This is a genomic window from Thermoanaerobaculia bacterium, from assembly GCA_035593605.1.
Taxonomy (GTDB): Bacteria; Acidobacteriota; Thermoanaerobaculia; order UBA2201; family DAOSWS01; genus DAOSWS01.
In genome coordinates this window covers 56,400-80,172 of record DAOSWS010000005.1, presented here as the reverse complement: position 1 = coordinate 80,172, position 23,773 = coordinate 56,400, and the positions used below count along the sequence as shown (strand labels likewise).

Below are 23,773 nucleotides of genomic sequence, written 5' to 3'. Positions count from 1 at the left end.
TTTTTTATCGCACGGGGATAAGACGATCCGCCGCGGGAATGTCCTGGTCTCGGAGGTGAATCACTCCTTCATGGCGGCCGGGAAAGTCAATTCTTTCAAAGGGCCAGGACTGGACCAGCCACTCCCTTACGGCCACCTCCAGGATGGGTTCCATTCCCTCCTGCCACGCCCCTTCTTCGGCCCAGAAGAAGATGTGGGCATCCACATTGCCGTACCGTTCCGGGATAATGTAGATGCAACCAAGAGCCCGGCTCTCATCCGGTGTCATCACGGTGTACGTATAGGCTCTACCCTCCTCCATGTCCTTCATTTTCCGGGACAGTTCCCGACGATTTTTTTGCACGGAAAAATCCTCAGGAGGCCAGTCACCTCCCAGAATCTGACGAATCCTGCCGCGGCTTTTCATAACCGCCAAATAATCGATTTCCGCATCGGCAGGTGTGAGGGTCCGAATCCGAAACATGGGCGTTTCATACCCGGGAGGAGGTGCGGAATCGACGATCCTGCCTGTCTGGTCTCCTGAGACGGTCCTAACCCGCATGAGATCAAATGGGCGGGAAGATCCGTCCGGGTTGAAAAGAACACCGGAAATCAGACCCTCTTCCTGATCCAGTGTTCCTTTAAAACGAACACCACTGGATGGAACCCGAAAGGTCACAACATCGTCGTGGAATTGGATACGGCTTACCATGGTGTCCGGCATCCGCCGGCCATCACGGTAGCTGAGCACAATCCCCTTCAAACCTCTCCAGGATGGGCGGAGGGAAAAGACAAAGTGGTCCACATGCCCACCCTCCATAGAAACAAATGCCTCCCATTCTCCAGTGACTCGCTCCGATTGTATGAATCCTCGTACCATAATCCAGACCAGAACAATCACTACCGTCAGCAGTAGAATCGGCAGCGGGCGACTCGTATGAATGAAGGACCTGTTACCTTCCATACACTGTAAGACCTTTTCAAAGTTGATTAGTTCCCCAAGCATCGATATTTGACGCAGCCCCACCGGCTTACCTATACTGAACGTGTGACCCGCTTCCCCTCTCCTGCTCAGGATTCGTTTCAGGCCAGGACCGTTCCCCTCTCGGTGGACGGTCTGAAGGCCCTGGGAACAGGGTTTCTTCTTGCGGTGATTGTGTCCGCAATTCCTCCCCTTCGATTCATTCTTCACTATCTCAACACCCTGATCCATGAGCTCGGGCATACCGTCTTTTTCTGGCTATTCGGCTATCCCGCATTTCCTGCCTTTGACTTTTCATACGGCGGAGGCCTCTCCTTCCACCATGGCCGCAGCGCAATCCTCCTCTTTCTGATTGCTGCAGTCTATGTCGGGGCAGGGTATGGGCTGAGATCCTTCCGCAGGCTCCTTGGAGCCCTGACGATCCTGGCCGTTCTGCATCTTATCCTTTCCCTCTCACGATTTCATGACGCCCTGATCCTCTTCATGGGCCACGGCACGGAGATTCTGTTTGGAAGCCTTTTCCTCTATCGTGCTCTCTCCGGTTCCGGGATCAAGGTCCCCCTGGAACGCCCCCTCTACGGAATGTGTGGATGGTTTCTCTACATCCAGAACTTCATCTTCGCCCACGATCTCATCAACAGTGAGCAGTTCAGGGATTACTATGAAAATGCCGCGAAAGGCGGCGGGCACTGGATGGACTTCAGCCAGCTTGCGGAAATTTATCTTCGCGTCGACCTTTCGGTTGTCGCTCAGCTCTTCTTTTTCTATTCGGTTCTGACTCTGGGATTCACCTGGGCCTTCTACCGGTATCGAGCATGGATCAAACAGTTCGGCCTGTGGCTGATTGAATCGTGACATCTGTCTCCCATCTTTACAAAGAGGAAAGGCTATGTTACGGTTTTCACATGAAAATTAAAGAACTGATATTTAACAAGATATGCCTTATTTTTCCGACTCTTTTTCTGGGTATGATTCCTGCACTTCTCACGGCGGAGGCTCCGCCCGCACTCTATTCCTCGCCGACCTTCACCCTGAACCTGGTGGAACGTGTACGGTTGACCCGCTGGGATAATGCGGTCATGCTGGACTCCGGCGCCAAGGGCGATACGGCCTTCACGCGGACCCTTACCAGCCTTGCGGGCCGCTGGAAGCCGTCGGAGAAGTTTGAGTTTCTCCTGAAGGTAACCAACGAATTCCGGTATTACATAAAACCCGACAACCGCGATTTCACGTTCAATGAGATTTTCATTGACAACCTGTACGCCCGCTGGAACAGGCCCTCCGGTTTGCCGTTCACCCTGACGCTGGGAAGGCAGAATCTCATTCTTGGAGAGGGGTTTGTGGTCATGGACGGCCATCCCCTCGACGGCTCTCGATCGATCTACTTCAATGCGGCCAGGGTCGATGCGCACCTTGATCAGAAGGGTAACCACACCCTGACCTTTTTCTACATGGATCAGACCGAAACCGACGATCAGCTGCCTCTGCTGAATGAGCAGGACCAACCTCTGATTGAGCAGCCGGAGCGCGGTCTGGGCGCCTACTATTCTGGAACCCTGGCTAATGGAAAGCTGGAAGGGTACCTGATCCAGAAATGGGTGGATGAGGGGAAACCGGACACCCTCTCTTCTGATTTTTCCACATTAGGCCTTCGGTGGATTCATCCCCTGTCTTCCTCGTTGTCATGGACGACCGAGACGGCCGCCCAGTTTGGGTCTCTGGGAGAGCAGGACCGTAAAGCCTATGGGGGCTATTCCACTCTCATGTGGGATACGGGAAGGAAGGGAATCCGGCCATCCAGGCTCTCCCTTGGATTGATCTATCTGTCCGGTGACGATCCTGCCACAGCGGACTGGGAGGGCTGGGATCCAATCTTCAGCCGCTGGCCGAAGTGGAGTGAATCCTATATCTACACGTTCATTCGGGAATACAACGGCCGGGTGGCTTACTGGAGCAACTTTGCCTCCCTCTATGGTTCACTGACCTTCTCACTCACGCCCCGGGCCCGATTGGATTTCACCTATCACCATCTCCGCGCGCCGCAAGATGCGCCACCCGATCAGGCCTTTCCCGGGGGCTCGGGACATACGCGCGGTGATCTTTTCATTACAAAGCTTAACCTGACCTTTTCCCGGAATCTTACCGGCCACCTGTTGTGGGAACGATTCTCCCCCGGCAACTATTATTTCCAGGACGCCGACGGGTACGACTGGTTCCGTTTTGAATGTCTCCTGAAATTCTAAGCATCCATACCCTTCCGCTAAGGAGTGCCCCATGGCCCTGAAAGTGATCGTCCTTGCAGTGTACGCCCTCATGATTATCGTAATCGGGATCATGGGACTGAGAAAAACCCGCACCTTTTCCGACTTTTTTCTTGGAGGCGGGAAGGTGGGACCATGGATGACCGCCTTCACCTATGGAACCGCCTATTTTTCCGCCGTACTCTTCATCGGCTTCGCCGGGAAAATCGGATGGAATTTCGGATATTCCGGCCTGTGGATCGCCCTGGGCAATACGCTTATCGGGGTGCTTCTCGTCTGGTGGGCCATCGCTCCCCGCGTCCGCAGGATGGTATCGGAATACGGCGTCACAACCATGCCCGAGTTCTTCGAAAAGCGGTACCAGAGCCGGTTTCTAAAACTCTATTCTCCGCTCTGTATCTTTGTCTTTTTCGTTCCCTACAGTGCGGCGGTTTTTATCGGGTTGGGATTTCTCTTCACCTCGACCTTCGGAATCGAGTATGGGGCGGCCATGATTTCCATGGGGCTCTTTACCGCCATCTACCTCGTCCTCGGGGGATACCGATCGATGACGATGATCGATGTCATCTTCGGGATGATCATGTCTGTGGGTGTACTGGTGCTTCTCTGGAGTACCGTGGAGAAATCGGGGGGCGTAGCATCGATAACTTCTTCCCTGACCGCCATCCATCCTGACCTTTCATCATGGGTGGGACCTCCGGGCATCTGGCCGCTCTTTGCCCTTGTGTTTCTTACAAGCGTGGCCCCCATGGCCATGCCTCAGCTGATTCAGAAATTCTACGCCATTCGGGACGAACGGGCGATCCGGATTGGTATGTCGGCTTCCACCGCCTTTGCCCTTCTGGTATGCGGCGTTGCCTACTTTACCGGGGCAACAACCCGGGTCCTGCTCAGCCCGGAAACCGCCCCCGCTGCCTTTGCAGAAGGGAAACCCGTATATGACGCTCTGATGCCGGAACTGCTCGCCAACGTCATCCATCCTTCCCTCTCCGTCGTGATTCTTCTTCTGATCCTCTCCGCATCGATGTCCACTCTCGCCGCGCTGGTCCTGATTTCAAGCTCATCCGTCGCCAAAGACATCTATGCAGGATTCGTGAATCCTGAGGTATCCGACCGGTCCCTGACCCGCCTCATGCGAGCAGCCAGCGCCTTTTTTATTCTGATTTCCGTTCTCCTTGCCTATATGCGGCCCGCAACCATTGTTGCGATCCTGGGGATTTCCTGGGGCGCCATCGGGTCGGCCTTCCTGGGGCCCTTTCTCTGGGGATTGTTCTGGAAAAAAACAAGCCGTGCAGGAGCCACCCTGGGTTCCCTGGCGGCCCTGGCTACCTGCCTGATCCTCTATTTTCAGGGCATGCCGTCACCCGAAGCCGGAACGATCGGAATGATGATCTCCCTTTTGGCCTGCCCGGTGATTTCCCTGATCGCCCCCGGAAAACCGGAATGATGCGGGAATCGGGATAAAGATTCAGAAGGCCTCGCCGATCGAGAGGTAGACACCGGTATCGTCTTCACTGAATCCGACATCGAGGCGGAGATACATTCGTTCTTTCCGATTCACCATGTAACGGACTCCGCCTCCTCCTGCGATCTTTAAATCCCCGGAGAACAGATCTCCTGGATCTTCCCCCACCCTGCCCGCACCGGCAAAGGCCGCAAGACCCCACCGTTTTCCAAGTTCAAGGCGATATTCCGCCTGAACGACCAGGGATGCCCTGTCTCGAAACCGTCCTCCATAGATTCCTCTCAGGAGGAACTGGCCACCGATTTCAGCGTACTCCTGGAATGGAGCAGAACCATGGAGACTTTGCGAAAAGAGCTGCAGTGCAAGGACATGCCTTGGCGCGAGAGTTTGATAGGATCTGGCATCCAGCCTGTACTCCTGGTAATGAAAATCACTTCCCAGAGCCGAATCGAAAAGTCCCGCACGAAATTCGACATGGAAGCCCCGGGAGGGGAAGAAGTGATGATCGCGGGAATCATAGGTCATCAGGGCAAGAAGCCCACCGATGGTTCCACCATTCGAACCGGGGATATCCCCCTGATCCAGAATGCCCCCCTGCTCAACATCCAGCAGTTCGTGATCTTTGAAATCGAACCCCAGGCCCAGATAGAGATCGTCCGCGAATCTCCTTTGAAAAGACATCTCCAGCCGAAGAGTGCGGTAGGTATATTCTTCTTCGTTCGTTTCCTCCGTATCATTTCCGATCCCGTAAAACAGGGAGGGAAAATCATAATATCCGACATGCCCCCTGATCCAATAAGCGTCATTGGCCAGGTAAAGATTCGCAAACATCTGGGCGATCATCTGCTCCTCTTCCGTGTAAATGACCATGGGTAACATAGAGGAGGGTTTTCCGTCCGTGTATGCGGGTGAGAGGCGAAAGATGTGGTTTACCATGACCCCTGCCGCGAAACCCGTCTCGGGAGTACGAAAAAGGACAGGCAGAACGATCCAGCTTGAACTCTTTTCTTCCGTGATTTCTTCTTCAGCAGGGTCGGACATCCCGGCCAGGACCGGCAGGGAAGGCAGCCCCAGCAGAAGGGCAAGAAACCAGGCCAGGGGGGTGTACCGTATAATCTTCATGAAAAGAACCTCACTTTCTGAACTTGGCTCATTAAGAACTTGCGGATGATAACAGATTTCTTTTCCCGGACATTTCAATGTCAATCCGGGAAAGAGTAATGCAGGAACAGAGGTGCGAATGCAGGCGGAAAAGACGATGTCCTACATCCTGAGAGGAATGATCCTCCTGATCATCATGTGGGGAGGATCTCTTCCTGCCGGAGAGTATCAGGCGATCGACCAGTGGGCCGCCGGGACTCCCCCCGAAGTTACCCGGAGAATTGACAGCCTTGCTTTCTACCTGATCACTCCGGCAAAAAACGACAATGAAAAGGCCCGGGCCCTTTACACATGGATCACGAACAACCTTTCCTATGACCTGGAGGGATTGTTACATTCACAGAGATTGCCTGTGTCTGCTGAGGATGTTTTGAAGACGCGCAAAGCTGTATGTGGAGGTTTTGCAAATCTCTTTGAGCGCCTGGCGACGGAGGCAGGACTGGAGGCCGTTACGATCCGAGGCTTCTCCAAGGGGTACGGATACCAGGTCGGACAATCCACGCAAGACCAGACCAACCACGCCTGGAATGCCGTTCGAATCGATGGAGCCTGGAAGCTCATCGATGTCACATGGGGATCGGGGTATCTGGATGAAACGGGAACCTATGTTCGGAGATTTGAAGATTTTTATTTTCTTGCCAGACCGGAAGCCCTCATCCTGACCCACTTTCCCGAAGATCCGGCATGGCAGCTCCTTACTCCCCCCGTGACAAGGGAGGAGTTTGAGCGCTTTGTCTATGTCAAACCACCTTTATTTCATTACGGGATTGAACTGGACAGTCATACTTCAGCCAGTCTCCGCGTTTCGGACCAGCTCTTATTACACCTTCGCGTACCCGAAGAAATCATCCTGACTTCTTCTCTTCTCTCCGGAGATCGGGAAGTGGCTCGAGGGTACATCTTTTCTCAGAGGAACCGGGATGGCTACGATATTCACGTTCTCCCCCCTCATGTCGGAGTATTTACCCTGCGCATCTTCTCACGCCCCCGGGACAGTTCCGGTATCCTTGAATGGACCCTGGACTACCGGATCGAAGCCTCCCCGGATAAACCAGCAGATCGCCGTTTTCCCCTGGATTTCGAGCCATTTCACACCCATGCGGCCCGGCTGATTTCTCCTTTCTTTGCTCCTCTGGCAGGCCACACAACTCAAAACTTCAAGATTTTTATTCCCGAAGCCATGGAAGTTATCGTCCTTTCCGGGGCAAAACGGCATTTTCTGGTTCAGCGTGGAGAACTCTTCGAGGGGAAAGTCCGCCTCACTTCCGGCGACGTTACGGTTTATGCGAAGTTTCGTCCCGGGAATCTCTACGAAGCTCTATTGACCTATCCGTCCGGCGGAAGTTGACTTCAAACCAGGCCGCGGGCACAATATAGACAGGGATCAGGCTGAAATTCAACCGAGGAGAGGCGATCATGAAGGTTCGAGTCTTTGGCGCACCCTTTAACAGTGATGGAACATCACCCAGGGAGGAAAATCCAGCGTATGGACTCCGTGAGGCAGGTATTCTGAAATACCTCGAGAGAGAAGATCTTACGGTGATTGACGAAGGAGACCTCTCCGTTCCGGAGTGCGATGGATTCAGGGATCCTGATTCCAGAATCCTCCACGTCAGCGCATGGAAAAAATTTTCGCAACATCTGGCCAAGGAAACGTCCCGTCTGATGAAAAAAGATGACTTTCTTCTCATTCTGGGAGGCGACTGCGCTATTCTCTACGGCATCATAGCCGGCCTGGCTCTCCTGGATCGGAAACCGGGACTGGTCTATTTTGACGCTCATGCTGATTGCAGAATGCCGGATCTCTCCCCCTCGGGAGAGGCTGCAGAACTTATCACCACCTTACTTACGGGAAGAGGTCCGGCGAAGAGCCATCTCTGGCCGGGTCACTTCCCTCTGCTGGATGACAGTGACATCGTGATTGCCGGAATCCGGGAGAGAGATCTTGTCGACCGTACTTCCATTGCCGTTCTAGACCGTGCCAGAATGAAAATGGATGGTGTTGAGGTAGCCGCTGAAAGGGCACTGGATTTCCTTTCCAACAAAAACGAAAATATCTGGCTTCACTTCGATGTCGATGTCCTGGACCCCCGGCTGGTCCCGGTCTGCTTTCCGGAGCTTGATGGGCTTTCCTTTGACGAAGCCGAAACCTTTATGAAAATAATTCTCTGCTCGGGAAGAGTTCTCGGCATGGATGTGACCTGCTATCACCCCAGGATGGACAGTAACCTGAAGGCAGGAATTCAGATTTCCAACCTGCTTTCACGAGCTATCGGGACTCTTCGACACTGACACGGGATCCATTTCCGGGTCCTTTGATCCACGCGCCCTTCCATGATTCAATTTCGAGCCGATAGAAACACCTGCAAGTGGTAATATTAAGGATTCAGGTAAGTTACCTTTCATTGAAGCGCAGAACTGAATTTTCACTACGGGAGATTATGGACATGCTGCGAGCAACATTCATTTTTCTTTTTATCCTGATGGTTACGTTTCCGCTGTTATGCATCGACTCCCCACCGGACTCAAAGCCGGGTATTGTAAAAGGTGAAGCCGAAAGGCCTCCCATCCAGTACCTTATCGTGCTCTCCTCCACGGTTGACCCCCTTGACGAGTCGGCATGGACCGAATCTCAGATCCAGACCGTGGAACAGCATGTGACCTACCTTAAGTCACTCCAGGCCGCGGGGCTTTTAATTCTCGCAGGACGCACACAGGATGCGGAGTCGATGGGGCTGGTTCTTCTGAACGTCGAGACCGAAGAGGAAGCCCGGTCCATCATGGAGGGAGATCCTGCGGTGAAAAGCGGCCTTTTTCTCGCCAGACTCCACCCTTACAGGGTCGCCCTCATGGGCACGCCGGTGAAGGGGAGTCTTCAGGACTGACAGAAAAGGACTCCATTAACATCATCTGAATTAGCCAGAAATAATGGACCTCAGGAGGCGAACCCTGGCCCTGAAATTCAATCACAGATTGACTTCTTGCACTCCCATCGGTAGACTGAATCCATGTTACGGTATGGGAGGTGCACTCACCGAAATGTCCCCACGATCCTTTGTACACGACAGGACTGTGTCTGTATTCAAAAGGAATCTGCACAATCCATTAAATTTTTTCGCTTGAGCAGAAGAACGGTCGAAGCGAACACTCCGGGTATCGACAATCCCTGTCTATGGTAGACAGAATTTTCCCGAGAATCATTCAGGGGGGGATGGGGGCGGGAGTTTCAAACTGGCAGCTCGCCCGTGCGGTTTCCATGCGAGGTCAGCTGGGTGTGGTTTCAGGAACGGTAATCGATCTAATCCTGACCCGGCGCCTCCAGTTAGGCGACCCTGGCGGTCATATGCGCCGTGCCCTCTCCGCTCTTCCGGATCCCAATGTGGCCCGGCGCATCCTCGATCAATATTTTATTCCCGGAGGGAAGGCTCCCGATCAACCTTTTGCAGGCAAACCCATGGTGGGTCTTAAACCTGGCCGTCACCTGGAGGAGTTACTGGTTGCCGCAAACTTTGTGGAGGTCTATCTCGCAAAAGAGGGTCATGATGGCGTTGTGGGGATCAACTATCTGAACAAGATTCAGACACCGCTGTTACCCTCCCTCTACGGAGCCATTCTGGCAGGGGTTGACTATATCATCGTGGGTGCCGGAATTCCTGTTGCAATTCCCGGGATCCTGGATAACCTGTGCCGGTTGGAGTCAGCGAGCCTGGAACTTACTGTCAGGGGTGCGGAGGGCGAACAGAAACACACCATGACGTTTGATCCGAAACGCTTCTTCGACGGTCCTGTGCCTTCTTTACGACGCCCCGGGTTTTTCCCCATTTTATCTTCGGTCACCCTGGCCAACATGCTGATAAAAAAATGCTCGGGCAAGGTGGACGGCTTGATCATTGAGGGGCCCTCAGCGGGTGGTCATAACGCTCCGCCGCGAGGCCATCCAAAGCTCAGTTCTGAGGGTGAGCCCGTATACGGGGTCCGGGATGAAATCGACCTCACAGCGATCCAGTCTCTGGAACTTCCCTTCTGGCTTGCCGGTTCCTACGGAAGCCCGCGAAAACTTCAGGAAGCCACCGCTGCAGGTGCCAGTGGAGTTCAGGTAGGTCTTCTCTTTGCGTTCTGTGAGGAGTCCGGTTTACGAGAAGATCTTAAACGCGACATCATACAGAGAGCCCTTCAGGGACAACTCCGGGTCTTTACGGATCCTATCGCATCCCCGGCAGGCTTTCCCTTTAAAGTTCTCGTATTGAAGGGTACCCTCTCTGAATCAAACATCTACCAGAAGCGCTATCGTCATTGCGATCTGGGCTACCTCCGGGAGGCCATCGAGCTTCCGGATGGAACGCTGGTATGGCGCTGCCCGGCCGAAGATCCTGAGTCCTATGTCCGCAAGGGAGGGAGGCGAGAAGATACGGTAGGACGAAAGTGCCTTTGCAATGGCCTCATGGCCAACATTGGAATGGCACAGGTCCGGGAAGACCATAAGGACGAGCTTCCCCTGCTTACGAGCGGAGAAGATTTTTCCAGTATTCAGCAACTTGTCCGGCCCGGCGAATACACATATTCCGCCTCTGATGTAATTGACTTTCTTCTATCCCCCTACCCGATTCAGGCGGGTAAAGAATAAATCCGAATTCCCGGACGGGCAATTCTCCTTCTTAACCATTCGGCAGGCAGAAACGATTCGGGGCCGCACACGGCGGCCCCGTTCGGTGTTTGCCTGACGATTGAATCAACTTTCCCCTTCGAAATTGTAGCTTTCCCTGCTTTTCTTCTGACGCTGTCCCTTATTTTCAGGTACAGGAGGAGTCGGCATTCCTTCATCCTGGTCCTTAAAAATCTCCCTGACTCCTCCCAGGGCTCCCAGGATCCCTGAAGCTTCATAGGGGAGAAAAAGCTTATTGGCTTTTCCATCCGCGATCACCTTCAGGGCATCGAGATAGCGGATCGCAATCAGCTTGTCATCGGGTTCCGCCTTTCGAATAGCAGAAAAAACCGTCGTGATCGCCTCCCCTTCACCCTGGGCTTCGGTAAGGAGCTTGAAACGGTTGGCTTCTGCGACCTTTCGAATGGCTTCGGCTTCTCCCTCAGCACGCAAGACTTTCGCCTGTTTTTCACCGTCCGCTTCGAGAACCTGGGCACGTTTATCCCGCTCGGCCTTCATCTGGCGGTGCATGGCCTGGGTGACATCTCCCGGAGGATCGATACGCTGAATCTCGACGCGTACAACCCGGGTTCCCCACTTATCGGTGGCGTCATCCAGGACTTCTCTCAGTTTCGTATTGATCGCATCCCGGCTGGTGAGGGCCTGATCCAGTTCCATATCACCCACAACATTTCTAAGGTTGGTCTGGGCAAGTTTTGTAGCCGCCATATAAAAATCCGCGACGTTATACACCAGCTTGACCGGGTCGGTGGCCTCGTAATAGACCACGGCATCCACGGTTACAACAACGTTGTCTTTCGTGATGACTTCCTGGGGCGGAACGTCCACCACCTGCTCCCGCATGTCTATCTTATGCATTTTGTCAAAGATCGGAATGAGCAGTGTAATTCCCGGATGTGCGGTTCTCCTGTACTTCCCGAGCCTTTCTACAACACCCTTCTGGAAGGGTTTCACAACCCGGACCCCCATCATGACAAAGAAAATGACGAATAGGGCAAACGCGAAAATGACAGGCATCTTATTCCTCCTTTTTGACAACAAGCTTGGTACCGTCAACGCCGGTAACCCGAATGACCGATTCAGCTTCGATCACACTCCCATCTTCAGTAATTGCGCGCCACTCTTCTCGATCGACACGGACCATTCCCTTTGCCCTCACGGTGTCAATCGTCTCGAGGACCAGCCCCTGCTTACCCAGGACACGGTCAATGCCAACTCCCATCGGCTGATCACCGGTGACCCTCTCCGCAATCCGTCGGGTAAAGAAGAAGGTGATCAACGAAAGAACGGCAAAGGCGCCGACCTGCCACCAGAGCCCGACTCCCAGGGCTCCCAATCCCGCCGCCCCCAGGCATCCAACGGCAAAGCAGGCAAGAAAGAACCCGGCCGTGAACATCTCCGCGACAAAGAAAAGCGCGGCCAGGATCAACCAGCCCCAAAGGGTGTAGTTCATGAATTCACCTCCGAAATTTTTCCACGATCATTGCACTCCATGTGTTACACTACGCTTATGGTACGGGCTCTATTCTCTCTTTTCCTGTTTATGGCCGCGTCCAGCATCCTCCCGCTTTCGTACGAGATTCACGCCCGGCTCGACGTCGATTCTCATAGTCTCGATTGCGACGAAGAGATTGTCTGGACAAACACAGCCACAATTCCGGCAAGAACGCTTCGACTTCACCTCTACCTGAACGCCTTTGCCGACGGCGAATCGACCATGGCTGTCGAGGCTGGCTCATGGCTGGACATGAGAGCTCACGGAGCCGTAAGGTTTGGCAGGATTGATCTTCATGAGGTTCGACAGACGGAAGGCGACCCCCTCGAATACAGTTTCATTTCACCCGACGATGGAAATCCAGCGGATCGAACCGTCATGGAAGTCATCCCTCCCCGTCCGGTTCTGCCTGGAGATTCAATTTCCCTGCATATCAAGTGGACCGCAGTCCTGCCATCCATTCTCCTTCGTTCCGGGTACGCAAAGGACTATTTTCAGGTCACCCAGTGGTACCCCAAAATGGGAGTATTCTCAGATCAGGGATGGAATTGTCACCAGTACCATATTTCCACCGAATTCTTTGCTGACTATGCCGATTATCAGGTTTCACTCCAGATCCCCAGAGACTACGTTCTGGCGGCTACCGGAAAGGTGACCGGCCGGAGTTCAGGGGAGTCCGGGCTGGAACTTGTCACCATCGCCCAGGATTCCATCCATGATTTTGCATGGGTATGCGGCAAGGGTCTGGAAACCACCTCCCTCGAGTATGCCCCCCTATCCGGGCATTCAATTCTAATCACCCTCCTGATGCCGGGAGAGTACCGCTACCAGGAGGAGGAGTACATCCGGGCCATCAAAGCCAGCATGGATCACTATGCACGCTGGGTCGGTCCCTATCCATACGATCACTTCTCCATTGTGGTTCCTCCCTGGCACGCGACACGGGGCAGCGGCGGAATGGAATATCCGACCATGATCATTGCCGCCACCCGTCATCTTCTGTCGGAAGGAAACCTGGATCCTGCCTATGTCGTGGCCCATGAGTTCGGACATCAATATTTCTATGGCATCGTGGGTTCAGATGAGGTGGAACATCCCTGGCTGGATGAAGGACTGACAACCTACACCTCAGCCCGGCTGATGGAAAGCCTGAAACCGGAACTCACCCCCGCATTGAGAATCTGGGAATTCCCCGTATCCTTTTCTGCCTTTCCCATGCACCCTTTCCGGCGTATCAATTCCAGATATTACGAAGATCCGAAAACCGACACGATGGACACCTCAGGATTCAGGATGGCCAACTGGCCTTCCTACCGTGCCAATGCTTACAATCGTCCGGCCATGGCCCTGCGGACCCTTGAAAACCTCGCAGGCGAAGAGGTAATGATCGACATTCTTTCCACCTACGCGCAACGCTACGCTTTTTCCCATCCTGCGCCGGAAGATTTCATCCGGATCGTTGGAGAAAAGGCCGGAAACTCGTGGGCGAGACTGTTCCGCACCCTCGTGAGTTCAAGGAACGGGTTTGATCTCCGGGTGGAAGATCTGAAACCGACGGAAGCCCTGATTGTGAGAACGGGCGATATCACATTACCCGTGGACATCACCTTCACGCTCTCGGACGGACGAAGAATTAAGAAACGGTGGAACGGACAGGCACGGTGGATACGGTATCGCCTCAACAGCGACGCGACGTTTCACAGTGTCGAAATCGACCCGGACGGAATACTCTTTCTGGATGATAATCCTCTCAACAATTCCCAGAGGTTCCGACCGGCTCGAATTGCAGGCTTCACCTTTACCCGCTGGATCCTCTTTACCGTCCAGAACGTCATGGAGGTTGCCTCATGCGTATTCTGAGAGAGATCCTCCTGGCATTCAAAGTCCGTTTCATCCTCCTGGTCCTTGTGGGTAACATCCTCCTGGCCGCCGTACCCGCACTCCTCTGGAACGCCTACGCCCATCACACTCTGGCTCCCCACCCGGGAACCCAGGTCAACGGTGACACCCTTTCCCTGATGATGGACAGGGATCCACAGGCACTGGGGTCGTTGGAACCTCTCCAGCAGTTTCTCTCCTTTGAGGGGTTGCAGGTACTCGGGGATTTTTTCCGCAACGGAACCATTCCTTCTTCCATAGCGGTGACCGTAGTCCTCTACCTTATCTTCTGGGCCCTTATTCTTGGTGGAATCCTCGGACACTGGCAACGTGGAACCCGGCTCAACCTGAAGGACTTCGGGTGTGACTGCATGCGTCTCTTTCCGTCATATTTTCTCATTTTTCTGCTGCAGCTCTTTCTTCTGATTCTTCTTTACCAGATTGTCTTGATCCGGGGCGGAGAACTGATTTCAAACCTCTTTGACCCGGCACCCACGGAATTCCTCTACCTCATCTTCCACTGGATTCCCGTGATTCTCTTCCTCCTCCTGATGCTATGGCTGAAAATCATACTCGATTTTGCCCGCGTGGCGATTGCCTCTCCCGACAGCCACGGATTCTGGGTGTCGGCCGTGGATGGAATCGCAACGTCCTTTCGCCGTTTCCCTTCGGCCCTCCTCTACCTGGCCACAATTCTTTTTCTGGTGACAGGTCTCCACATCCTCTGGTCCCTCAGCCGGGAGCTTCTGGAAATGACGGGATTTGGCTTTGCAGGACAGGAGGTCTTCATGATTCTAAGGATATGGATGACCCTGGCATGGTGGAAGGGTTTGACCTTTCTCCGCTCTCTGGATGAACTATCTCTTTGACATCGACGGCGTACTCCTGGAGGACTGGGCTCCGATTCCCGGTTCGAAGGATGCCATTGCCGCCTGCAAAAAGAAAGGTATTTCCTTTCTCTATCTGACCAATACAACCCTTTACTCCACGGAGCAGATCCTGGAACGTCTGAGGCCGATCGATCCGGGCATTACCCGTGATCGTATCGTGACGCCCGGACGTGTCGCAAGGCAGCTCCTGCTCGAAAATGGAAAGCGATGCAGGCTCTATATCCCGGACAACCTCAGACCCGATTTTTCAGGGATCTGCGAAACCGATCCTCCGGAGGTGGTTGTACTGGCCGATCTGCAAAGCGATTTTACTCATCAGAGGTTGACAGAAATTTTTCACCTTCTCTTCGAAGGAGCCACTCTGATCGCCCTCCATAAGAATCGATACTGGCAGGCGGGCGGAAGATTTCATCTGGATCTGGGCGGCTATGTCTCCCTCCTTGAATATGCCTCGCAGACAGAAGCTCGAATCGTTGGAAAGCCTTCCCCGGACTATTTCAAAATCGCAATGGACCTCCTCGGAGGAACGCCGGAGACTACCACCATGGTGGGGGACGATATCGAAAGCGATGTAGGCGCCGCACAGCGGCTGGGGATGACCGGCATCCTTGTCAAGACCGGGAAATACAGGGAGGAACGCGTAATAAAATCTGGAGTCCGGCCGGACCATGTGATTCCCACGGTAGGCGGAATCGTCGACCTTCTGGGCTGACTCCGCGCAAATGGCCCCGTGCTATAATTCCTCCATGCGTCATCGTATTCTTCTGATTACACTCTCGATTTTCCTCGTATTTTCCTCCCTGTGCGCTTCGTCAAACCTGAACGGCATGCGTTTGATCAACCTGGACGGTACGAAAACTTACCGGCTGGAGGATCTCCAGGGAACGATCACCATCGTAAATTTCTGGGCCACCTGGTGCCCTCCATGCCGTGTGGAGCTTCCGGTCCTGATGAAGGTGGCCGAACGTTACAGGGACCGGGGTGTCCGGCTCATCACCATCAGTCTTGACGCGAAATCTTCCGTGGTGACGAAATTTCTTAAAAAGAAGGACTTGGAAGCCCTGCCTGCCTATCGATTGATGGAGGGAAGTTCCTCCGCAGGTGTTGAGAGCCTGCCCACGACCTTTGTTCAGGATTCAAAGGGCTCTCTGATCATGACCTTCTCCGGCTATGACTCGACGATGGAAGACCAGCTCGTCTACCTGATCGAACGCCACCTGGAGTCAAAGAAGACCACCGTCTGAAATCAGGAGATCCAGCACTCCAGCGGGGCAGCCAGATTAGTAAACTGCAGGATGAACCCCAACCATGGAAACTGGATTCGAAGAGACCCAGCAATAGCCACAGGAAGAAAATCCAAGAAATAGGTATCGTGTCGCCGGAATTGTAGATCAAAAACGAGACTCTGATATCATTGACCTGCCATGGGAGAAGAAATTCATACCCACAAACAAGTTCGAATAATCCTGATTTTCTGTCTTGTCCTTTGTTACCCAGGGCTGGCACTGATGATTCTGCACTGGATGAACATTGTTCCTAAAGAGATGGTTACTGGGTCAACCCCGTATGGTGGGTTTATCATCATGGCAGGAATTTACCTGATGCTATATTTCCCTCTTCGCTATTGGGGGGATATCAGTGAAGGTAACTTCCTCTCCTTCTACTTATTAGGTGCTATATTCTTTTCCATAGCCTTTCTTATAATGTTTCAAAACCTTCAGATAATAGACGGAGCACTGCTGAATCCGATTTTCTACTGCATCTTGGGTATCACTGCAGTCATATACTGGGTTACATCTTGGCTAGAATATAGGAAACGGAAAAAGGAAGAGAATGCTCAACCGTAAGATTCTGTTAATCATCCTCCTATTAGCCTCTACCTTCCTGTCTGCTGAATGGAAATGGGAGCAGGTAACCACATTCGGAAGTGATTCCATGGTGAAGTCAGGCAGATTTCATGTTGCGTTTAATCCCGCCCAAAATCACTTTATTCTTACTGTGCAGAATGGTACAGACGGAGTGGACACATGGATGCTGGAAGGAAGAAGGTTGACACTATTGAATAGCGGTTCTGTCAGATACGACATGCTGGATATGTCTATGTTCTTTGATCCCACGCTTCAGACAATGGTAGATTTCCGCTCACGTCCTCTTTATCCCATTGCTAAAACCCACGTATTAATTTGGGATTATGAGGCATTGAACTGGATACTGCATGAGGAATTATCTCTAAGCGGACAAGTAGTAGCATATGATTCAAATAGAGGTGTATATATTCTTCCCGGAATGGGCTATTCAGGTTATTACCAAACATGGGAGTACGATCTTTCCATACTTACAACCTATCTCGATACTATAATACCTGAAAATCCCGCTTTTTCCTACGATCCCATTATTGACAAATGCATTCTGCCACGAGGTCCCACTGCATTTGATGTCTGGATGTGGGATGGAGCAACATGGACAGAAATTGATCCTCCGAGTACGCCTATCAATCAGTATTTCGCAAGCGTGTTTTCACCAGCACACGGAGGTATCCTATACGTCACAACTTTGCATCTTCTTCTCTTTCATAACTATTCTTGGGAGTATTTAATCGAGATTGTGCAGTCCAAAGATGACATGAGTGGGTCAAGATTGGTGTATAACTCTCAAGAAGATCGAGTATATGCGTTTCTATATATTCCCTATGATCCACACATATCTGTATTCCAACTGGTCAATCACAAGCACGATATACCCTTCCATAAACCATAACCGTCAGCAATTCTCAGGAACATTCGCTATGACTGTGGAACTGTCAGGTGAGGAAGGTTAATCCTTGTAGAAGGGTCTGAGTAGAGAACGGGGTCGGAAACTGAATGTTGACAAATCTTGAAAGGATTGCCGCCAGTTCTAAAAATAGTCCAGGTATTTCCCCCACAGAACAGTCGGACACCATTCCTTTCTTCCCCCTGCAGGCAACAAGTGATACACTATTCCCCATCCACTATTTCTGGAGGTCATCATGAAAGTATTTCTGCTTCTCCTCGCCTTTTCTCTCGTCGCCGGAGCCGTCTTTGCCGAGAACCCGAAAGTTTCGCTGGAGACCAGTATGGGCACCATCGTCATCGAACTCTACCCCGATAAAGCTCCCGAAACGGTGAAGAACTTCCTTACCTATGCGAAGGAGGGCTTTTACGATAATACGATCTTCCATCGTGTCATCGATGGATTCATGATTCAGGGCGGCGGATTCGACCTGAAGGGCGTCGAAAAGGAAAACCATGCTCCGATTAAAAACGAAGCCGACAATGGTGTTTCCAATGCCCGGGGTACGATCGCCATGGCTCGCACCAATGACCCTCACAGCGCCACGAGCCAGTTTTTTATCAACCTGGTGGACAACACCTTTCTGAACCATAAGTCCAAAGACTCGGGACGAACCTGGGGCTACGCGGCCTTCGGTAAGGTCGTCGAGGGCATGGACGTCGTGGACAAGATCGCCAAGGTGAAGACCGGGAACCATGGCCCCCACAGTGACTGGCCCGTGGAGCAGGTCATCATCAAGAAGGTAACGGTGTCCAAAAAGGCGGCAGCTACACAATAGTTGACGATCCTGTGGCCGGAACCCCGGCCCCCTATTCAACGTATAACCCTGAACAGAAGGAGTCGACGACTCCCTGAAAGAGGAGGTTTTGCATGAATGTACTCAGGGCATTGGTGATTCTATTTCTCTCTACCGCAACTTACGCGGACTACCTTCGATTCCCCGCACCCTCACCCGACGGTACGGCCATCGCCTTTTCCGCACGGGGTGATCTCTGGATCGTGGATGCGGCAGGTGGAACGGCGGTCCGTCTGACGTCCAACCCGGGGTACGATTCAAATCCCGTATGGTCCCCGGACGGTTCCCGCCTGGCTTTCTCATCCGATCGCTATGGGAACGACGATCTCTTCTCCATCAGCAGGGAAGGCCTGGAGCTGAAGCGTCACACCTTTGCTTCTTCACGTGATCTGCTTTGCGACTGGTCTCCGGACGGAAAGAACCTGCTCTTTTATGCCTGGAGAGATTTCGGATACCACTGGCAGCCCAGCCTCTATGAAGTCGATGTCCGGGGCGGGACTCCGTTTCGAATTCTCCAGGACTTCGGAGCCTATGCCACCTATGGGCCGACCTCCTCCACCATCACCTATGTACCCCGAACCAATTACTACTTCACCAAGGGATACATGGGGGCTGCACAGATGGACATCTTTATGTGGGACCGATCCGCGGGTACCCACCGTCGAATTACCGATTGGAAGGGTGATGATGTCCATGCCATGTGGCTTCCTGACGGCTCCGGGTTCTATTACATCAGCGACCACGACCGCGTGTCCAACCTATGGTTTGTGGATCTCGCGTCAGGAACCACAACACAGAAAACTTTTTATACAACGGGGGATATCACCTTTCCCCGGATCGCGCGAAATGGCTCACTCATCGCATATGAATACGAAGGGGGGATCCACCTCTTCGACACGGCTTCCGGAGAGACCCGCCCCCTGAACGTCACGGTAGGAAGAGATCCGGGAGAAAATCCGCAGATCTACAAAACCTTCACATCGGAGGCCTCTTCCTTTGCGATTGGAGAAGAAGGAACACAGATCGCACTCAGCGTGAGGGGTGATATCTTTGCAGAACGACTACTCGAAGACGCGAAGACCCAGCGCCTGACCGCGTCATCCACCCGGGATGATGATGTCGCCTTCTCCCCGGATGAAAAGACCCTTTACTTCGTTTCGGACCGTGAGGGCTCCCAGAACATCTACGCCATGACCTCGGATGATCCCAAAGAACCCCGCCTGGCCTACGCCCTGAAGACGAAAACCACAGCGCTTACCGAGGAAGACCACGACGACCATTCCTTTCTCCTTTCCCCCGATGGGGAGAAGATCCTCTACGTTGTGGGTACGGGAGAACTCTGGGTGATGGGGAAGGACGGAGCCAACAAGCGGCGCCTCGTCGACGGCTGGAACGTGAAAACCTTCTCGTGGTCTCCCGATGGAAAGTTCATCGCCTTTTCACGTGAAGACAATGATTTTAATGAAGATATCTTCATCCTTCCGGTCGAGGGAGATGGAACCCCCTTCAACCTGACCCGCCATCCCGCGTACGACTCCAGACCCCGATGGTCCCCCGACGGAAAGTACCTTGCTTTCATCTCAAACCGCTATGGCTATAAATACGATGTCTTCTACGTCTGGCTGACGAAGGAAGAAGACATCAAGACGGAAGAACAGAGGCTGGATGAAGAAGAAGCCGCCAAGTCCAAACCTGCCAAAGAAGACGACGAAAAGGGAACGGACAAGAAGAAAAAAGACAAGGATAAAGATAAGGAAAAGAAAGATGAAAAACCCGCTGTCACAGTGAAGATAGACAAAGACGATATCTGGAAACGCGTTCGTCGGCTGACCGAAACTCCCGGCGAAGAGACGGACATTGCGATCTCTTCCGACAGCAAAAAGATTGCCTACGTTTCCGACAACGACGGCAAGAAGGATTTATACATCATCGACCGGACCGGAAAGAACGAGAAAAAACTCACCGACGGAGGAAAAGAGCCGTCTCACCTGGCCTTCACGAAGGACGGCAGCTTCATCTACTTTCTCGCCAAGGGCGGATCCATCAACAAGATCTCCGCAGACGGTTCCAAAAACGAATCGATCGCGTTCAAAGCGGGAATGATGATCGACCTTCCCGAAGAACGGGCTGAAGTGTTCAAAGAGGGCTGGTCGATTCTGAATAACTGGTTTTATGATCCAAAATTCCACGGTGTGGACTGGAAGGCGATGCTGGAGAAGTACCTTCCCCTGGCACGACAGGCCGTGGCTCGAAGGGACTTCGACACCGTCATGCTGCATATGCTGGGGGAACTTAACGCTTCCCATCTGGGTATCTATCCGCCGGATGACGACAGTCCCTATCCCGGGACTGGATATCTGGGGATCGACCTTGATCCAGCGTATTCGGGTGCCGGGTTCAAAATTCTTCGCGTCCTTCCCAAATCTCCGGCAGATGATCCCGTATCCCCCCTGAAGGCCGGTGACGTAATCACCTCAGTCAACGATCACACCTTCACAGCCGAAGACAATTTCTTCCATCCCTTCCAGGGAACAGCCGGGCAGAGAGTGGCCCTTGGCGTTCAGCGGGACGGGAAAGAACTCATGATGGCATTCATCCCGATTTCCTCCGGTGCTCTGCGTGAACTTCTCTTTCAGGACTACGTCGACCAGATGAGAGCCTACGTCCATGATAAATCCGGCGGGAAACTTGGATATATCGCCATGCGTTACATGGACCAGGATAATCTTGACCTTTTCAGCGCCGAGCTCTATGCGGAAGCCTATGACAAGGACGGAATCCTGATCGACGTGCGAAATAACGGCGGTGGATGGACAACCGATCTGGTATTAAACCATCTGGCTCAGAAACCCCATGCCGTAACGATTCCCCGCGGCGGCGGGAAGGGATACCCTGACATCGAACGCAAACAAATATTTACCTGGAAAAAACCCTTTATCGTTCTCTGCAACCAGGACAGCTTTTCCAACGCGGAGATCTTTTCCCACGCAATCAAAACCCTGGGACTTGCCAAACTCGTCGGTGTCGAAACCAACGGCTCCGTCATCTCCACCGACGGCACAGCCCTGCTCGACGGCTCCTATTTCCGGATCCCCACACGGGGCTGGTACACATACAAGGACCGGATCAACATGGAGGACCACGGGGCGGTTCCCGACTACATCGTAGTGAACCCTCCTGAAATCTGGGGTAAGGATCACAAGGATCTGCAGGTGGATAAAGCGGTCGACGTTCTCCTTACGGAAGTGGCGGCGAATCCCGGACCCGTATTTTAGGGAGGACGATTCCATCGTATTTCTGAGTGAACGGTATGCATCGACTCGCACGAATGAACCCAATTTTCGAGGTGACCCATGTTTCGAACCATGTTCATTGTCTCTCTACTCGTTACGCTGACCTGGATTCCTCTCTTCGGAGGGCCTTCCGCCGTGGATGACGCAACGATTCTGCGCGCCATGAACACGATTGTAAGTCATTTCCCTGCAGAATCGGCGCGCATCCAAAAGGGAGTGAAGGGTGTGGCGGCCCTCTGGCGGGAGCAGGATGGAACTCCTGATGATTTTGTAACCTTCTGTTCGGAAAATTTCATCGGCGATAAAGATCAGCTGAAACAGACTTTCCTCCACCTTCAGCAGCATGAGGAGGTCCTGAGCGGCCACTTTAACAAGATGCTTCTCGATCTTAAGATCCCTCTTCATCTGGATACGGGAGACATCCTTCCGATCGATATGCTCTTCGGCCAGTACAACCCGGCCGCCCATCTGACCGAGGATCTTTTCCAGAACAAGATTGCCTTTATGGTCGTTCTCAACTTTCCCTTCATGACCCTGGAGGAAAAATCTGAAACGTATCCCAAATGGTCACGATTGGACTGGGCCTATGCCCGTGTCGGGGACGAGTATATATCCCGGGTACCCGCCGAGGTCTACCAGAAGATCTCCCAGGTCACGACAGACGCGGACACCTATATTGCGGACTACAACATCTACATGGGGAACCTCCGGACCGAAGACGGTAAATCTCTCTTTCCGGCGGATCTGAAACTGATCTCCCACTGGGGCCTAAGAGATGAGCTGAAAGCCCAGTATGCCGACGATAAGGGTCTCGCCCGGCAAAAGATGATCTACCAGGTCATGAAACGGATCATCCAGCAGGAAATCCCGGCCTCCGTTATTAACAACGAGGACGATACCTGGGCTCCCTATTCCAATACCCTCTTCAAGGACGGAAAACCTTCCACTGCGGAACGGGAGCCCGACACCCGGTACGGCCACTTCCTCTCCACTTATCAGGCCATGCGGCTCCTGGATCCCTACTACCCCACCCTGCCGACCCACATTGCACGGCGCTTTGAGCAGGACCGGGAAATTCCCGAGGCAACCGTGGAAAAGCTCTTCACCGATCTCATGTCCTCCCCCGAGATACGAAGGGTCGGTGCCCTCATCCAGAAAAGGCTGGGAAGGAATCTTGAACCCTTTGACATCTGGTATGACGGGTTTAAATCGCGAAGCACCATTTCGGAGGATCTCCTGGATAAGAAGGTAAAAGCGCGATATCCGACCCTCGCAGCCTTTGAAAAGGATATTCCAAACATCCTCACATCCCTCGGCTTTGAAAAGGGAAAAGCTTCCTTTATCGCATCGAAAATCGCCGTCGATCCCGCCCGGGGAGCCGGCCACGCCTGGGGTGCGGAAATGAAGAGTGAAAAATCCCGCCTGCGGACACGTGTACCAAAGGATGGGATGAACTATAAGGGTTTCAACATTGCCATGCATGAGCTGGGTCACAACGTCGAGCAGACCCTGACGCTTCACGATGTGGACTACTATGAACTACGCGGTGTACCCAATACAGCCTTCACCGAGGCCTTTGCCTTCGTCTTTCAGGGTAAGGATCTGCAGGTTCTCGGCATCAACGTCGACGATCCGAATGCGAAGTACCTGGAGACCCTCGACAAGGTCTGGGCCGCTTATGAAATCATGGGGGTATCCCTGGTGGACATGAAGGTCTGGCACTGGCTCTACGACCACCCCGGTGCGACACCTGCCCAGCTTCGGGAAGCTGTTCTTTCCATCGCCAAAGATGTCTGGAATCAGTATTACTCCGACATATTCGGCGTAAAAGATGAACCGATCCTGGCTATTTACTCCCACATGATCGATGGAGCCATGTACCTCCCGGACTATCCTCTGGGGCAGCTGATCGAGTTTCAGATCAGCCATTACCTGGAAGGAAAAAACCTCGGAGAAGAGATGCCACGCATGTGTGCGGCGGGCCGATTGATCCCCGAGGCCTGGATGAAGAATGCCGTGGGTGCTTCCATTTCAACTCAACCGATTCTGAAAGCGACCGATGAGGCCCTGAAGGTAGTGAAGTAAGAACCGTAAGGCAT

20 protein-coding genes are annotated in these 23,773 nt (G+C 53.0%); 16 read left to right on the top strand and 4 right to left on the bottom strand.

Going from position 1 to position 23,773, the window contains the following annotated elements:
• Positions 1 to 4: 4 nt before the first annotated feature.
• Positions 5 to 799 carry a hypothetical protein gene (locus PLD04_03700; GenBank protein HXK67422.1) on the bottom strand — a complete coding sequence of 265 codons (795 nt, stop codon included), beginning with the start codon at positions 797 to 799 and terminating at the stop codon, positions 5 to 7.
• Between the two features lie 228 nt (positions 800 to 1,027).
• On the opposite strand from PLD04_03700, the gene PLD04_03695 reads away from it, so the two are divergent.
• From PLD04_03695 to PLD04_03685, 3 genes are read left to right on the top strand one after another with little or no spacing between them, the layout of a single operon-like run.
• Positions 1,028 to 1,816, top strand: coding sequence for a hypothetical protein (locus PLD04_03695; GenBank protein HXK67421.1), 789 nt, complete (start codon positions 1,028 to 1,030; stop codon positions 1,814 to 1,816).
• A gap of 50 nt (positions 1,817 to 1,866) precedes the next feature.
• Positions 1,867 to 3,204 carry a hypothetical protein gene (locus PLD04_03690; GenBank protein HXK67420.1) on the top strand — a complete coding sequence of 446 codons (1,338 nt, stop codon included), beginning with the start codon at positions 1,867 to 1,869 and terminating at the stop codon, positions 3,202 to 3,204.
• Between the two features lie 31 nt (positions 3,205 to 3,235).
• Positions 3,236 to 4,669 carry a sodium:solute symporter gene (locus tag PLD04_03685; protein ID HXK67419.1) on the top strand — a complete coding sequence of 478 codons (1,434 nt, stop codon included), beginning with the start codon at positions 3,236 to 3,238 and terminating at the stop codon, positions 4,667 to 4,669.
• Between the two features lie 21 nt (positions 4,670 to 4,690).
• On the opposite strand, the gene PLD04_03680 is transcribed toward PLD04_03685, so the two are convergent.
• Positions 4,691 to 5,809 (bottom strand): BamA/TamA family outer membrane protein, encoded by a 1,119-nt coding sequence (locus PLD04_03680; GenBank protein ID HXK67418.1) that lies wholly within the window; start codon positions 5,807 to 5,809, stop codon positions 4,691 to 4,693.
• Positions 5,810 to 5,927: 118 nt separating this feature from the next.
• Between PLD04_03680 and PLD04_03675 the strand changes: the two genes are divergently transcribed.
• The 4 genes from PLD04_03675 (at position 5,928) to PLD04_03660 (ending at position 10,472) form a co-directional block, all read left to right on the top strand.
• On the top strand, positions 5,928 to 7,196 hold the full coding sequence (locus PLD04_03675; GenBank protein HXK67417.1) for a transglutaminase domain-containing protein: 1,269 nt from the start codon (positions 5,928 to 5,930) through the stop codon (positions 7,194 to 7,196).
• 68 nt (positions 7,197 to 7,264) lie between these two features.
• Positions 7,265 to 8,140 (top strand): arginase family protein, encoded by an 876-nt coding sequence (locus tag PLD04_03670; protein HXK67416.1) that lies wholly within the window; start codon positions 7,265 to 7,267, stop codon positions 8,138 to 8,140.
• A 155-nt stretch (positions 8,141 to 8,295) separates the two neighbouring features.
• Positions 8,296 to 8,733, top strand: coding sequence for a YciI family protein (locus PLD04_03665; GenBank protein HXK67415.1), 438 nt, complete (start codon positions 8,296 to 8,298; stop codon positions 8,731 to 8,733).
• Between the two features lie 287 nt (positions 8,734 to 9,020).
• Positions 9,021 to 10,472 (top strand): nitronate monooxygenase, encoded by a 1,452-nt coding sequence (locus PLD04_03660; GenBank protein HXK67414.1) that lies wholly within the window; start codon positions 9,021 to 9,023, stop codon positions 10,470 to 10,472.
• A gap of 105 nt (positions 10,473 to 10,577) precedes the next feature.
• On the opposite strand, the gene PLD04_03655 is transcribed toward PLD04_03660, so the two are convergent.
• The gene (locus tag PLD04_03655) at positions 10,578 to 11,528 is read right to left on the bottom strand and encodes an SPFH domain-containing protein (GenBank protein HXK67413.1); all 951 of its coding nucleotides are present in this window, start codon (positions 11,526 to 11,528) and stop codon (positions 10,578 to 10,580) included.
• 1 nt (position 11,529) lies between these two features.
• Positions 11,530 to 11,964, bottom strand: a complete 435-nt coding sequence (locus PLD04_03650; protein ID HXK67412.1) for an NfeD family protein — start codon at positions 11,962 to 11,964, stop codon at positions 11,530 to 11,532.
• Between the two features lie 57 nt (positions 11,965 to 12,021).
• Between PLD04_03650 and PLD04_03645 the strand changes: the two genes are divergently transcribed.
• From PLD04_03645 to PLD04_03605, 9 genes are all read left to right on the top strand, one after another.
• Positions 12,022 to 13,866 carry a M1 family metallopeptidase gene (locus PLD04_03645; GenBank protein ID HXK67411.1) on the top strand — a complete coding sequence of 615 codons (1,845 nt, stop codon included), beginning with the start codon at positions 12,022 to 12,024 and terminating at the stop codon, positions 13,864 to 13,866.
• Entirely contained in the window at positions 13,854 to 14,753 is a 900-nt protein-coding gene (locus tag PLD04_03640) for a hypothetical protein (protein HXK67410.1), read from the top strand. Before PLD04_03645 ends, PLD04_03640 begins: the two co-directional genes overlap by 13 nt.
• The gene (locus tag PLD04_03635; protein HXK67409.1) at positions 14,737 to 15,486 is read left to right on the top strand and encodes a TIGR01458 family HAD-type hydrolase; all 750 of its coding nucleotides are present in this window, start codon (positions 14,737 to 14,739) and stop codon (positions 15,484 to 15,486) included. Before PLD04_03640 ends, PLD04_03635 begins: the two co-directional genes overlap by 17 nt.
• A 34-nt stretch (positions 15,487 to 15,520) precedes the next feature.
• Positions 15,521 to 16,018 carry a TlpA disulfide reductase family protein gene (locus PLD04_03630; protein ID HXK67408.1) on the top strand — a complete coding sequence of 166 codons (498 nt, stop codon included), beginning with the start codon at positions 15,521 to 15,523 and terminating at the stop codon, positions 16,016 to 16,018.
• Between the two features lie 180 nt (positions 16,019 to 16,198).
• Positions 16,199 to 16,621, top strand: a complete 423-nt coding sequence (locus PLD04_03625) for a hypothetical protein (protein ID HXK67407.1) — start codon at positions 16,199 to 16,201, stop codon at positions 16,619 to 16,621.
• Complete coding sequence (locus tag PLD04_03620; protein HXK67406.1) at positions 16,608 to 17,531, top strand: hypothetical protein; 924 nt, start codon at positions 16,608 to 16,610, stop codon at positions 17,529 to 17,531. The genes PLD04_03625 and PLD04_03620 overlap by 14 nt, the downstream gene beginning before the upstream one ends.
• Before the next feature lie 250 nt (positions 17,532 to 17,781).
• The gene (locus PLD04_03615; protein HXK67405.1) at positions 17,782 to 18,363 is read left to right on the top strand and encodes a peptidylprolyl isomerase; all 582 of its coding nucleotides are present in this window, start codon (positions 17,782 to 17,784) and stop codon (positions 18,361 to 18,363) included.
• Positions 18,364 to 18,455: 92 nt separating this feature from the next.
• Complete coding sequence (locus PLD04_03610) at positions 18,456 to 21,656, top strand: S41 family peptidase (protein HXK67404.1); 3,201 nt, start codon at positions 18,456 to 18,458, stop codon at positions 21,654 to 21,656.
• 78 nt (positions 21,657 to 21,734) lie between these two features.
• Positions 21,735 to 23,759 (top strand): hypothetical protein, encoded by a 2,025-nt coding sequence (locus tag PLD04_03605; protein ID HXK67403.1) that lies wholly within the window; start codon positions 21,735 to 21,737, stop codon positions 23,757 to 23,759.
• Positions 23,760 to 23,773: the final 14 nt, after the last annotated feature.